The 13,063-nt window shown below is 58.2% G+C and carries 11 protein-coding genes; 4 read left to right on the top strand and 7 right to left on the bottom strand.

The window, feature by feature from the left end:
• Positions 1-5: 5 nt before the first annotated feature.
• A complete protein-coding gene (locus tag ELR57_RS13115) occupies positions 6-2,240 on the bottom strand; it encodes an S-layer homology domain-containing protein (RefSeq protein ID WP_158630023.1) in 2,235 nt (744 codons plus the stop codon).
• A gap of 177 nt (positions 2,241-2,417) precedes the next feature.
• Between ELR57_RS13115 and ELR57_RS13120 the strand changes: the two genes are divergently transcribed.
• On the top strand, positions 2,418-4,994 hold the full coding sequence (locus tag ELR57_RS13120) for a winged helix-turn-helix domain-containing protein (RefSeq protein WP_126959534.1): 2,577 nt from the start codon (positions 2,418-2,420) through the stop codon (positions 4,992-4,994).
• 92 nt (positions 4,995-5,086) lie between these two features.
• On the opposite strand, the gene ELR57_RS13125 is transcribed toward ELR57_RS13120, so the two are convergent.
• Entirely contained in the window at positions 5,087-6,010 is a 924-nt protein-coding gene (locus ELR57_RS13125) for a helix-turn-helix domain-containing protein (RefSeq protein WP_126959535.1), read from the bottom strand.
• A gap of 218 nt (positions 6,011-6,228) precedes the next feature.
• Here ELR57_RS13125 and arfA point away from each other — a divergent pair, with 218 nt between their 5' ends.
• Positions 6,229-7,737 carry an arabinosylfuranosidase ArfA gene (gene arfA, locus ELR57_RS13130; RefSeq protein ID WP_126959536.1) on the top strand — a complete coding sequence of 503 codons (1,509 nt, stop codon included), beginning with the start codon at positions 6,229-6,231 and terminating at the stop codon, positions 7,735-7,737.
• A gap of 617 nt (positions 7,738-8,354) precedes the next feature.
• Positions 8,355-8,534 carry a hypothetical protein gene (locus ELR57_RS13135; RefSeq protein WP_126959537.1) on the top strand — a complete coding sequence of 60 codons (180 nt, stop codon included), beginning with the start codon at positions 8,355-8,357 and terminating at the stop codon, positions 8,532-8,534.
• A gap of 88 nt (positions 8,535-8,622) precedes the next feature.
• On the opposite strand, the gene ELR57_RS13140 is transcribed toward ELR57_RS13135, so the two are convergent.
• The gene (locus ELR57_RS13140) at positions 8,623-9,153 is read right to left on the bottom strand and encodes a chromate transporter (RefSeq protein WP_126959538.1); all 531 of its coding nucleotides are present in this window, start codon (positions 9,151-9,153) and stop codon (positions 8,623-8,625) included.
• Positions 9,154-9,167: 14 nt separating this feature from the next.
• Positions 9,168-9,806, bottom strand: a complete 639-nt coding sequence (locus tag ELR57_RS13145) for a chromate transporter (RefSeq protein ID WP_126959539.1) — start codon at positions 9,804-9,806, stop codon at positions 9,168-9,170.
• Positions 9,807-10,084: 278 nt separating this feature from the next.
• Between ELR57_RS13145 and ELR57_RS13150 the strand changes: the two genes are divergently transcribed.
• Positions 10,085-11,284 (top strand): ROK family protein, encoded by a 1,200-nt coding sequence (locus ELR57_RS13150; RefSeq protein ID WP_126959540.1) that lies wholly within the window; start codon positions 10,085-10,087, stop codon positions 11,282-11,284.
• Positions 11,285-11,351: 67 nt separating this feature from the next.
• Here the strand turns inward: ELR57_RS13150 and lspA are convergent, their stop codons facing one another.
• The 3 genes from lspA to ELR57_RS13165 all read right to left on the bottom strand — a co-directional run bounded on the left by lspA (position 11,352) and on the right by ELR57_RS13165 (position 12,876).
• Positions 11,352-11,819, bottom strand: a complete 468-nt coding sequence (lspA, locus tag ELR57_RS13155) for a signal peptidase II (protein WP_126959541.1) — start codon at positions 11,817-11,819, stop codon at positions 11,352-11,354.
• A 134-nt stretch (positions 11,820-11,953) separates the two neighbouring features.
• Positions 11,954-12,280: a hypothetical protein gene (locus ELR57_RS13160; protein WP_126959542.1), complete on the bottom strand. Its 327-nt coding sequence runs from the start codon at positions 12,278-12,280 to the stop codon at positions 11,954-11,956.
• A 29-nt stretch (positions 12,281-12,309) separates the two neighbouring features.
• Positions 12,310-12,876, bottom strand: a complete 567-nt coding sequence (locus tag ELR57_RS13165) for a GNAT family N-acetyltransferase (RefSeq protein ID WP_158630024.1) — start codon at positions 12,874-12,876, stop codon at positions 12,310-12,312.
• Between the last annotated feature and the right edge of the window lie 187 nt (positions 12,877-13,063).

Below are 13,063 nucleotides of genomic sequence, written 5' to 3' on the forward strand. Positions count from 1 at the left end.
TGCCTTTATGCTTGGGGATCCGGAATCTCCGGGGCCGATTCCACGTGAATGATGTTGGACTGTCCGTCGTATTTTCCCCCATAGACAGTCATCTGTAGGTAATAGGGATCGCTCGTCGCGAAGGAAAGCCATAGCTCGAGCGTTACTTTGCCCGTCACGCTGTCCGTCACGGCGTCTTCCAGATAGGCATCCTTGTAATGGTCCCAGAAGGAATCCTCGCCCGGAATGCTCGCGCCATAGCCGATGTAGATCTCCCTCGCATCCGTCGGATAGGTGAAACGCACCTGCGCATAGCCTTCCGCCACGCTGATCACTTCCAGATCATCGATCGGGCCGACGTAGTTGGCTTCGAGCGGAATGCGGAGTTCTCTCATGCGGTACAAGGCATGCGATTCCTCCGGCTGGTCGGCATCCGCGATCCAAACATGCACTTTGACCGTCTGCGCTTCCGTGAAATGCCCCAGGTCGAGGCCGTAGCCAACGGACGTATCCCAGCCGCCGATCAAAGGATACGGATCGTTAACCATACCGGTGCCATAAACGTAATGCTCCGGGAAATATCCGATGAAGTCATCGCTTGAGCCTGCCCGCTCCAAGTAGAAGCTGTCATATCCATCATTGTAGCTGCCGTAGATCTCGTCTCCGTCATAGTTCGGAACGGTTACTCTCACGCCGTTGATAACGTTGTCGATCGTTTCCCCCGTATTCGTGACATGAACGTTCAGGTTCAGCATCGTATCGTCCATCCCGATGGAATCGAGCTCCGGAATGAGCTGCACGGGAAGTTCGAGAGTGAAGCTTACCGTTGCGACATGGCCGCCTTTATCCGTCACCGTCAGCACATAGCTGCCGTTCTCGACGATCTCGTCGCCGAGCTCGTAGCCGTCTACGACCGCTTCGTCCTTCCGCAGCTCGACGCTCGCGATATCCTTGTCCGAGCTTCTCGGCGTTACGGCAACGGCATAATGGGCTCCATTCGCCACTCCCGTGACGACAGGCGCCGGATCCGGCTTGGGACCGCCGCCGCTGCCGCTCCCTCCGGAGCTGACTACCCCGGAGAAGTATTCGATGCCTTCGGCGGCTTCGATATTCTGCGGCCTGAGCTCCAGGGTCGAGCCCGATACATAGAGGCGGGCGGTAACGATGATACCTTGTCCGGTTACCTTGACGATGGCGTGAACGGTCAGCGTCTCCACCTTCGCCCCGGATTCCACGACGAACACCGCGACGCTTCGGAACTCCGCCTGCGAGATCTGGGTCGTGCCTTGGGCGACGATCCGAACTTCTCCGCCTTCCTTGCTTACGATCAAGGAAGCGATGACGGAGTCGATCAGATGAACGCTGTTCGCTCCTCCCCCGTTGACGAGCGTGTCGCCCTCTACCTTGACGTTCTCGAGGGTGACATCCCCTTCGCCGACTTCCTTCGTCAAGGTCAGGTCTCCTTTAATCGTGACATTCCGCAGGGTCACTCCGCCCGTCTGGATCATCGCGTCTCCGGAGATGACCTCCGATCCGCTATCCGGTCCGTAGGTTCCCGCTTGGCCATAGACGGTCGGCTTGTCAGGCTCGGATTCGGGCTTCGCCGCCAGAGCCTTCAGCCGCGCCAGTGCAACAACCGCCTCCGCGCGGGTAATCGGGCTGTTCGGCCGGAAGGTTCCGTCCGGGAAGCCCTTCAGGATCGCAAGCCCGGCCAGCGTCTTCACCGCCTCCGCGCTCCAGTTCCCGATGTCCGCTCCATCGGTGAAGCTGACGCCTTCTCCCTTGGCCGCTTCAGCGCCAAGGAGCTTCTGCGTCAGGCCGGCCAGCATCGCGGCCGTCTCCTGCCTCGTTACCTGCTCGTTCGGCCTCGCTGTTCCGTCCGGATAACCGGATACGTAACCGGCCTTCACGGCTATCGCGACCTCGGGCGCATACCATGCCGCCTGCGGGACATCCGAGAACGAGACCTCGGCCGTGTCCTTGAGGCCGAACGCGCGGTTCGCCAGCGCCATCAGCTCGGCGCGGGTGATGCGGCGATCCGGCGCCACCTTGCCGTTCTCGTCTCCGGTCAGCCATCCATCCTCGACCGCCTGCCGAAGAGACGCTTCCGCCCAATGCCCATCGATATCCTGGCCGATGGCGCTGCCGGAAGCAGCCGCGGAGGCAACGGAAGCTCCATCGAACGGCCCGCCGAACCACCCGGATACCGCCAGCAGGAACGCCAGCGCACATAAGCCTATTTTCCAACCCGATCTGTTCATCTCTATCATCCCTCTGATTTAATATCTCGAACTTCGATAGGATAATAGCTCAAAGTAGCACGGGAAACGATTCACTTTGGTTAACAAAAAGAAATCTTTTTCGACGGGGGCCGGCAAATTGCGATATATTGAAATTAACCGGTATACGATTTGAAAGCGGCAAGGAGAGAGGCTTACGTGCACACCCCCATTCTGCTCCAGACCAAAATCAAGATTCCCGTTCCGCGCAGCGGGGGCGTTCGCCGGCAGAGGCTGCTCGATCGCCTGAACCGGACAACGGATGGGCGGCTTGCGCTCGTCTGCGCTCCGGCCGGCTTCGGGAAGACGACCCTGATCGGCCAATGGGCCGAACAGTCCTCCTCCAAGATCGCGTGGTATTCGCTCGACGAGACGGATAACGACCTTATGAAATTCTGGAGATATGCGATTCACGCGCTTCAAGCTCATCTGCCACCCGGATTCGGGGAGAGAATGGAGCCGCTGCTCCAGGCCTATCCGAATGTGGCGATGCCTACCATTCTGGATGCCCTCCTTCAGGAATTGGAGGAACGCGAGGAAGGCGGGCTTCTCACGCTCGTTCTCGACGATTACCATACCATCTCGGCGGCCTTCATTCACGACAGCGTCGGTTACCTCATCGATCACCTGCCGGAAGGAGTCCGGCTCGTCATCGCCAGCCGCTCCGAGCTTCCTCTGTCGACGACGTCCAAATGGCGCGTTCGAGGAAAGCTGATCGACATCGGGTCCCGGCAGCTCGAGTTCACGGAAGAAGAGACCCGCCGGTTCTGTCAGGATACGAGCGGCCTCCGGCTCTCCGACGAGAGAATCCAATTGCTGCAGAAATGGACGGAAGGATGGGCGGCAAGCCTTCAATTGCTCGTCTTGACTCTTAAGGAGCACGAAGATCCGGACCGATTCTTCCTCCAATATTCCGGCTCCGATCGCGGCCTGATCCAGTACCTTCTAGAAGAGGTTCTCGGTCAGTTGCCCGCGGATATCCGCCGCTTCCTGCTCCGGACTTCGATCCTCTCGCGCTTCGACGCCGAATGCTGCGAGGCGGTTACGCTAGGCAACGACAGCCGGGCGATGCTCGACCGGCTGCAGAGACTGAACCTGTTCCTGGTACCGCTGGACGACACGCAGGGCTGGTATCGGTACCACCATCTGTTCTCGATGTTCTTGAAGACGCAGCTCTTGAAGGAAGATCCCGAGCTCGCCGTCGCGCTTCACCGGCTGGCGGCCGATCATCTCGCGGGGCGTTCGCTGCTTGAAGAGGCGCTGGAGCATTCGCTCGAAGCAGGGGATATCGGCACGGCCATCGGGTTGCTGGGAGCTCAAATCTCCTCCGTTATCGAGAGAGGGGAATGGAGCACGCTGCTGCGTTGGATGAACCGCCTTCCCACGGAAGCCCTTCCGTTCCAGATAAGGCTCCTCTACGCATTCACGCTGATCGTAACCGGTCAGTTCGAGTCGGCTGCGGAAGAGCTGCGGAGGCTGGAGCGGTTCGCGGCGGATGCGGAGCCCGGAGAAGAGCGGCAGGAGATGCGGAGCAGCCTGTTCTTCGCGAAGATCAACCTGGCCTTCTCCTCCGGAGACTACGAACAATGGTATTCCTACGCCGACCGGATTCCCGACATGCTGCCGGAAAGTCCTCTGCTTTACCGTTTCAACTACAATACGAACGAGCCGTTCGTCCGAAGAACGGCTTTCGGCTTGCGCGGCATGCAGACCCCCGAGACGGAGGCGATCGCGGGCAGGATCATCGGCATTCTGGACTCGCACGGCTGGGGGCAGTCGCTGTTCACCCAATACATCGTCCAGTCGCTGGCCGAAGGATACTACGAATGGGATCGGCTGGGAGACAGCCGCCGCCTGTTGCGTCGAATCGAACCGATCGCGCGCAAGCATCGGATCGCGGGCCTGCTGGTGCCGAACCTCGTTGCCGCCGCGCGGCTTCAATGGGCGGAAGGCAGCGAGAAGGAGGCGCACCGAACGATCGAGGACACGATCGAGCTCGTTCGGGACGAGCTTCGGGAGCCTCGGTGGCTCGCCCCGCTTCACGCATTCCAGGCTGGCCTGCATCTGCGGGCGGGGAATACGGCTCTGGCGGAGACGCTGCTCTCCTCGCTGAAGCTGGCCGCCCCGAACAAGCCCTCCCTCATGAAGAACCTGGAGTATCTGACCTACGCCAGGCTGCTCGGCGCGAAGCGCAAGGAGAAGGACGCGCTCGGTCTGCTCGAGACGCTGAACCGGCTGAATCGCCGGGAAGGCTGTATCGTCGGCATCGTGGACGCGGAAGCGTTGCAGGCTTTGCTTAATGCGCAGAGAGGCTACCGAAGCGAAGCCTTCGCCCATCTGGGAGAAGCGCTCGCCCTCGGCGAGGCGAACGGCTATATACGCGCTTTCGTCGATGAAGGCGAGCCGATGCGTTCCTTGCTGATGCAATTCAAGGAGCAGCGGAATCGGGAAGAGCATCGCGGCATCTCGGAGGAATATCTGGAACGGCTGATCGGCCGGTTCCCGCTTAAAGAAGCTCCTATGCCTTCGGAGCGCCTCATCGAGCCGCTCTCCCCGAAAGAGAGCGCCGTGCTGCTCGAAGCGGTTCGCGGAGCGGCGAACCGGGAGATCGCCGATAGGCTGCATCTGACGGAAGGAACCGTCAAGGTTTACCTGAGCCGGATCTACGGGAAGCTCGGCGTGTCGTCCCGGATCCAGGCGCTTCGCAGGGCAGAAGAGCTGCAGTTGTTCGAATAAGGGCGCTCCGTAACCTGACTTTATCGGGTTGCGGCTCCATCACGAAAGGCGGCATCGGGAACATTCCCGAATGCCGCCTTATTGCGTTCTGATTACGCATAGACCCGGAACAAAATATCCTGGGCATAGTTGCCGAACGCTTCGCCGTAGATCGTCAAGCCGCCGACATGCTCGGCGGTGTCGGGCACCTCGAAGCGGATCGTCCAATCGTTCCGCGACATCGGCACGTCCGCGAGCGTCACCTCCGACAGCTTCTGCCCATCCACGTACGTTCCGTCCTCGCCGATCCGAATCATTTTGAGCCAGCCGTATTGGTTCAATTCGTTCTTCCACCATGCGGGCGTGAGCAGCCCGCGGCCGTCTCCGCTGTCGCCGGGACTCGTCCAGATGCCCAGGCATACCCCGTTAAGATAGAAATGGATATCCGACGGCCAATTCTTGTTGATCTGGGGAGCCTCCGAACCGATCTCCACCGAGAGCTCGATCTCCTTCGCTCCCTGCCCGGCCACCAGGTAATTCGGAATCTGGTACTCGACGAAGCCCTTGCCGAACCAGAGAATCTGCGCGTTCATCCGCTCCGGCTCCAGAAAGTAGCGAGGATCGTCGAACTGGCCGATCAGCTTGTCCCGCGAGGCTAGCCCGCAGGTCGGGTGTATCTCGTAGCGCGTGTAATGGCCGACGGGAATCGATACCTCTTGAATGATTCTCCGCTCCGCCGATACGGCGGGAAGAGGAAAAGTCACCTCTACTCCGTCCGTCGCCAGGGAACACATTTTGTGCGTTCCGCCTTCCTTGCGCACCATCTGCGTCCGGATCAGCCCGCCTTCCTCCAGCTTGCGGATGTGCATCGTCATGATCGGAGCGCTGAGCTTCATCGCTTGAGCCAGCTCCTTCACGTTCATCTCCCGGACGGCCAGCAGCTCGAGAACGCCCAAGCGGACCTCGCTGGCCAACGCTTCATATGTAGGAAGCCACTTGCGCTCCGTATTGGCTTGTAGAATCGCCGATCCCTCCATCTCGCATGCCCGCCGAATTATTGCACCCAGTACCACACTTCAGCTCGTTCCCCCGCTTCGGAGCCGAGCAGATGCTTTGCGTTGGTATCAGATGGGATGAGTCATTTCGGCAACCTTAAAAAAACGTTTACAGAATTGCGAGTAGCGTGTTATTAATATAATAGATAATATTTCTATAATCCGATTAATATTTATATTATTTCACAGAGGTGATTGTCGTGTCAAGCAACGCTAGAATCAAGGTGGAAAAGGAATTTCGTGTAGGCGAGGTCGATCCTCGACTGTACGGTTCGTTCATCGAGCATCTGGGCCGCGCGGTTTATGGGGGAATCTACGAGCCGGGGCATCCGTCCGCTGACGAGGAAGGCTTCCGGACCGACGTCCTCGAGCTCGTGCGAGGGCTGCAGGTTCCGATTGTCCGTTACCCGGGAGGCAACTTCGTATCGGGCTTCCGTTGGGAGGACAGCGTCGGTCCGGTCGCGGAGCGCAAGAAGCGCCTTGAGCTTGCTTGGCGTACGATCGAGCCGAATACGTTCGGCTTGAACGAGTTCATGTCCTGGTGCAAGAAGGCGAATACGACGGCGATGATGGCGGTCAATCTCGGCACGCGCGGACCGGATGAAGCCCGCGACCTGGTGGAGTATGCCAACCATCCGTCCGGTTCTTACCTGAGCGATCTGCGGATTCAGCACGGTTACCGCGAGCCCCACAATATCAAGACATGGTGCCTCGGCAACGAGATGGACGGCCCTTGGCAGATCGGCGGCAAGACGGCGGCCGAATACGGTCGCGTCGCTCTGGAGACCGCGAAGGTCATGAAGTGGGTCGACCCGACGATCGAGCTCGTCGCCTGCGGAAGCTCCGGCACGTTCATGCCGACGTATCCGGAATGGGAAGCGACCGTTCTCGACCACACCTACGAGCATGTCGAGTACATCTCCCTTCACCGCTATTACAACAATACGAAGAGAGACAGCGCCTCCTTCCTCGCGAACTCGCTCGACATGGACGACTTTATCAACACGGTCATCGCGACCTGCGATTATATCAAGGGCAAGAAGCGCAGCAAGAAGACGATCAACCTCAGCTTCGACGAGTGGAACGTCTGGTATCATTCCAACGAATCGGACAAGAAGCTGGAGCCTTGGCAGATCGCGCCTCCGCAGCTCGAGGACGTATACAATCACCAGGACGCTCTGGTCGTCGGCTGTATGCTCATCAGCATGCTTAAGCGCGCGGACCGGGTGAAGATGGCCTGCATGGCTCAGCTCGTCAACGTCATCGCTCCGATCATGACCGAGAACGGCGGACGCGCGTGGAAGCAGACGATCTACTACCCTTACATGCATGCAAGCGTGCTCGGGCGCGGAACCGTGCTTCAGCCTCTGGTCTCGTCGCCTAAGTACGATTGCGCGGACTTTACGGACGTGCCGTATGTCGAGACGGTCGCGGTTCACAACGAGGAAGCCGGCGAGCTCACCGTGTTCGCCGTGAACCGCCATCTTACCGATGCGCTGCCGTTCGACATCGACCTGCGCAGCTTCGGCTCCGCGAGCTTGATCGAGCATATCCTTATGGAATGCGACGACGTCTACGCCGCCAACACGGCGGAGCAGCCGGACCGCGTGGCGCCGCGCAACGGCGCGGGCACGGTCGCTTCGGAAGGCGCGGTGTTCACCGCGCAGCTGCCGAAGGCTTCTTGGAACGTGCTTCGCTTCAAGGTGTAAACGCGCAAGCAAGATCAGCCCTGGGATCGTCCGGAAGAGTCCGGACGTTTCCCGGGGTTTTTTCATCTTATAACCAGTCGCTGCTAGGCCTCGCTGTTCCATTGCTCCGAGATTTGACCGTGGATGTTGCTCTACATATCCAGCTTCAGCTCGAGATGCCGTACAGCACTATTGTCCTCTTCAGCCTGTAGAGAAACTGATAGTCTCGGATGAGACTATCTCGGCGGGTTGAACGGTGTTTGTTCCGGAGATAGTCTCGGATGAGACTATCTCGGCGGGTTGAACGGTGTTTGTTCCGGAGATAGTCTCGGATGAGACTATCTCGGCCGCCACAGTGCCAATTCCCTCGCCAGATGTTGCCGTACGACACTATCTCAACCGCAGCCAGTTAAGCTCCCAACTCTTATGCGAATTAAGGTCAACGACACGGGACATACTTCCCAAGGAAGCAATTGGTTATGGCTGCGATGCAGATGCTTACGGAAAGGAGCACATTCATGTCTCGCCAATCGAAGAAGAACAACAACGGAAGACGAACCCCCGGAAATAATCAGGACTCCGAAGTTGCGGGTTCCAACAAAAAATAAGCTCACGGAATTTTAGGGGAGGGAAACGCGATGTCATCAAGCCGGAATCACCAAGGCGCGTTGGGAAGCGGACAAATTGAAGAACAATTGCAAGAGCAGGCCGATGCGGCACAGGCCATCCAAGGCGGAAGCGAAGTAGACCGCGAAATCATGGAGGCCGCTAACCGCGATCCGCATACCTCGTTGGACGAGCTCGTGGAAAGCGAATAACGGGATAAGAATACAGGCTGCCGGATTATCGGCAGCCTGTATGGTTATTTTCATACCTTCGTTCCTGAACCGAACCCGAGGCCCTCCCTCAGAACAAAATAATCCCCGTCAGCCCGGAAGCGACGATAATGAGCACCGGATGCAGCTTGCTGCGCAGCATGGCGTAAACCGAACCTCCGATGATCAAGACGGTGGCGATCGCGGTCCAGTCGGTGATGGAAGCGGAGTTCACCCCGAGCAGCTTGATCGCCGCATATAGAATCAGCATCGTGATGATGGGACGAAGGCTGTACAGTACGTATCTCATCCACTTGCTCTCCCGCATCCGGTAGAAAAAAATCGCGATCAAGATGGTAATGGCGACCGAAGGCAGAATAATGCTGACCGTAGACAGGAGCGCCCCGGGAACCCCATCGATCCGGTAGCCGATCAAGGAGGCGATATTGGTCGCAATGGAACCGGGGGACATCGCGGCGATGGATACCGTGTGGGCGAGAGCCGATTCGTCGAGCCACCCATGGCCCTCCGCCTCCGAGTGAATAGCCGGGATAACCGCATACCCTCCGCCGAAAGAGAGCAGCCCGATTTTCAGAAAGGTTAGAATCAATGATTCCAGCATGCGCAACCGCTCCTCTAGATGTAATATTCCGGATAGTAGACCTCAGGCTTCCTCTTCGCCTTCCGTCGGCTCTCCGTCGCGATGCGGCGGCCCAGCTTCTCTTCGATGAAGAGGTAGGCCACTCCAATGACCGTTCCGCAGACGATGACCAGCAGGGGGTTCAGATGAAGGATCGTTAGGCCCAGCAGCGACACGCAAGCGAGACCGATCGTCATTTTATCGAAAATGGCCGTCTTGGACATGCGGTATGCGGTCGTCAGCATAAGGCCGATGACCGCCCCGTGAATGCCTTTGAGCGCGGCTTGCACCTTGACGTTGTCTTCCAGCAGCGAATAGAACACGTAGAACAGCAAGCCCATGATCAGCGTCGGAATCGTGATGCCGACCACGGCCGCTATCGCCCCGAGCACTCCCGCTCTCCGGTAGCCGACGAACGCCGCCGCGTTCACTCCGACTCCGCCTGGAGCGGAACTCGCGATGGAGAGCATGTCGTCCATCTCTTTGGCATCCAGCCACGCCCGCTTGGTCACGACCTCTTCGGTGATCAACGGAATCATGGCGAAGCCTCCCCCGAAGGTCATCGGGCCGATCCGGGCAAAGATAAGCAATAGCTCCGCCAACTCGCTCGTTTTTCCTCTGTTGTTCTTCAGCATAGCTATTTCCCCCCTAAAGCAAATCCTATCTCTACTATATCACCTTTATTCCATTTTGGAATTAAGTTGTGAGCAAAACGATCATAAGACTTTGTTATTCGAAGAAAATCTTTTGTTTATACCGGCGAATCCGAGCGGAATCATGCGGTATGGGGGGGGGAATGGGGTGGAACGGCGGCACCAAGAGGGGTGGACTAGCCATATGATGGCATGTCCTCTATAATAAGAATCGGCTGTTAAACCCTATCATTTTGATCGGCTTAAAGGAGGGAACACGCATGAGTCCTCTGTCCGTCACGCCTGCTCCTACTGCTAAGAAAAGAGTCTTCGATCGGGTTCTGGATAAGGGAATCGTCTCCAAAGGGGAGCTCATGGACGCGTTATCCCTCACGAGCACCAGCATGACCCGGCTGTTGGAGGAGATGATCTCGGAGAACGTGCTTCAGCTTAGCGGGCACGGCGACTCCACCGGAGGCCGGAGGCCGCTCCTGTATCGGTTGAATCCCGAATACGGTTACGCCGTCGGACTGGAGATCTCTCGGATCTTCTCCTCCATCGCCTTATTCGATATGAATATGAACAAGCTTGTTTCCGAACGCTGGAGAATGGACGACCGAATGACCCCTGAAGCGTTGATCGATCGGGTCGAAGCCTTCCTCGATCGCGCTCGTAAGGAACGGGCCATCCCACCGGAGAGGATCATCGGCATCGGAATCGGCGCCGTCGGCCCGCTACTTCCGGGCGAGGGCCTGATTCAAAAGCCGCTGTACTTCCCGTCGCCGGGTTGGACGAACGTGCCGATCACTCGTCTTCTTGAAGAACGGATCGGCATTCCGTGCACGCTGGAGAACGGCGCGAACATGGCTCTGCTCGGCGAACATTGGGCGATGCGGGACGAGAACATCCGGCATATGCTCTATGTCAGCGTCGGCTACGGCCTCCGCTCGGCGGTCATGTCCGGCGGCCAGATCGTCTACGGCGCCACCGATATGGAAGGCTCCATCGGCCAGATGATCATACAGGTCGACGGCCCAAGGCTTCAAGGCAGAGGCAATCCCGGGGCGTTGGAAGCCTTCGCTTCCATTCAAGCCCTGGAGACGCAGTCCCGGGCTCTATTGAAGAGCGGAAGTTCCTCTATTCTGAGCGAGCTCTCCAACCCGGAAGACCTCGATTTCGACGACCTGCTCGAAGCAATGGCGAAGGGGGATCCCCTCGTTCAAGAGCTGTTCGACCGCTCCGCCTCTTACCTGGGAGTCGGCCTTGCGAATCTGGTCAACGCTCTGCACCCGGAGAAGGTCATTCTTGGCGGCGCCTTATTGTCGGCTTATGAAGGTGCCTTCTCCATTGCCGCCGATGCCGCCTTGCGCAACGTGTACCACTCGGATGAATACCGGCCGGCATTCAGCAAGGGAGCCTTGCAGGAGGACGCCGTCGCCTTCGGCGCCGCGCTCCTGATCTACCGCCGGATGATCGTCTAAAGATTCAAACAAGAAGAGGCAGCTCCCAAGGGTCGATGACCCCGAGGCTGCCTCTTCGGGCTTCCGCTCATGGCAAATGCTTGGCTGGTGCGCGGTGTTTCTTCCGGCCGACGAACATCGCGATCAGAAGCACGATCAAGCCGATGTTGAGGCAGATGTCCGCGACGTTCATGACCCCGCCTTCGCCCTTCAGCTTGATGAAGTCCGTGACTCCGGAGTAAAGCACGCGATCGATCGCGTTGCCTACGGCCCCGGCGACGAACAATCCCGTTCCGACCTGCATCCACGTCGACTTCAATCTTCCCTGGTAACGGCTGTACAGCACGAACGCGAGGACGACCACGGCAACCGGGACGAACCACACTCCATAGCCCTGGAACGAGCTGCCCGCCGCTCCCGTGTTGTTCAGATGGACGAGATGAACCGTGCCGCCCCAGACCGTCGTCGCTTCGCCGGGATCCAGGTTCGACCTCACCCATATCTTGGACAGCTGATCGGCTGCCAGCATAACTGCCGCGATTAGATAGAATAGCACGTTTGAGAGCCCTCCCGACAAAAAGTTCCAGACTCTTGATTCTATATGATTTTATACGATTTCGCCGCGGATTACCAAGCGAATGATAGGGAATAAGGTCGTAAGCGTCGATCTAGCCTGGGCAAGCCCCTCCCTTACGATGTGACCACATAAACGAGAAGCGCGATTAACGGAAGCAGCCAGAGAAGCGGAATCTGGTTCACCCACACGGCCGCCTTGAATTTCTTAAGATGGTAAAGTGCCCAGCTTACCCCGCAAGCAACAAGAAGAGCGATCGGATAAAGCCAGTTGACGATATATAGCGACATAAACCAGAAATAAGAAGCCGATTCCGTATCGGGATTGTCGAAGCCCATCGTCGCCATGACGGCGACGAACAGCCAGGGAATTCCCATCAAGACATAAACGATCTGCGAGATCAATAGATAGGCATTCGCTTTGCCGTTCTTAACTCTGCTCATAAACGTCGGACTCCTCCGCAGCTTCAGCTCTAGCCTTTGTCGGTATACCCCCGATAGGCACGAGAGTGAAACTTCGATATGTGTTTAAACAGCTTTTTGCCGTCCGCGGGAAGAGGCTTCGCCGGATCGAACGACAAGATCATGGCCCGGTAAGGCTCCGGAACCCAGGTGTACGCATGAACGTACTCCGTCAGCTCGAAGCCGCAGCTTAACCAGAAGCGGATGCGGGCAAGATTATCCGGCGTCTCCTCGGCCTCTACCTCGATCAGCAGTCCGTCCAGCTTCCTCCGCCGCGCTTCTTCTTCGATCTCTTCCATCAGCTTACCGCCGAGTCCGCGCCTTCTCTCGGAAGCCCGGACGGCGATGTAGTCGATCAGCAGCACGTTCGCTTCGGGCAGCACGCCGGCGAATGCGAAAGCGGAGACGCCGCCGCTCTCTTCGGCTAACGCGAACAGCAATCCTTGTCCTTCGCCGAACATCCGCTCGATAACCCGGTCCGGCTTCCTTCCCTTCGGGTCGGGGAAAGCCTCATGGTAGATCTCCAAAGCCGCAGGCCACGCTGCGCGGTCCGGATGATCCAATGCTAGAAATCTCATGCTGTCGTTCGCCTCCCCTGATGCGTGCATCTTCCCATTGGAGCCTTTTCCCACTTAACGGAACCGATGTCCCGCCCCTTGCAACATTCATTCGCACATTCGCGCATTCGCACAATCGCTTTATTCGCGTTCTCGCTTCCTTCGCAGGAAGGCCGCCGTCCAACCTGCATGATCGGAAAGCGGCCCT

The organism is Cohnella sp. AR92, assembly GCF_003990975.1.
Lineage (GTDB): Bacteria > Bacillota > Bacilli > Paenibacillales > Paenibacillaceae > Cohnella.

Excerpts from the sequence above, each read along its gene's own strand:
- ELR57_RS13140 (WP_126959538.1), bottom strand. The coding sequence starts at position 9,153 with ATGCTGGAATCATTGATTCTAACCTTTCTGAAAATCGGGCTGCTCTCT.
- ELR57_RS13125 (WP_126959535.1), bottom strand. The coding sequence starts at position 6,010 with ATGGAGGGATCGGCGATTCTACAAGCCAATACGGAGCGCAAGTGGCTT.
- ELR57_RS13160 (WP_126959542.1), bottom strand. The coding sequence starts at position 12,280 with ATGAGCAGAGTTAAGAACGGCAAAGCGAATGCCTATCTATTGATCTCG.
- ELR57_RS13150 (WP_126959540.1), top strand. The coding sequence starts at position 10,085 with ATGAGTCCTCTGTCCGTCACGCCTGCTCCTACTGCTAAGAAAAGAGTC.
- ELR57_RS13145 (WP_126959539.1), bottom strand. The coding sequence starts at position 9,806 with ATGCTGAAGAACAACAGAGGAAAAACGAGCGAGTTGGCGGAGCTATTG.
- ELR57_RS13165 (WP_158630024.1), bottom strand. The coding sequence starts at position 12,876 with ATGAGATTTCTAGCATTGGATCATCCGGACCGCGCAGCGTGGCCTGCG.
- ELR57_RS13135 (WP_126959537.1), top strand. The coding sequence starts at position 8,355 with ATGTCATCAAGCCGGAATCACCAAGGCGCGTTGGGAAGCGGACAAATT.
- ELR57_RS13115 (WP_158630023.1), bottom strand. The coding sequence starts at position 2,240 with ATGAACAGATCGGGTTGGAAAATAGGCTTATGTGCGCTGGCGTTCCTG.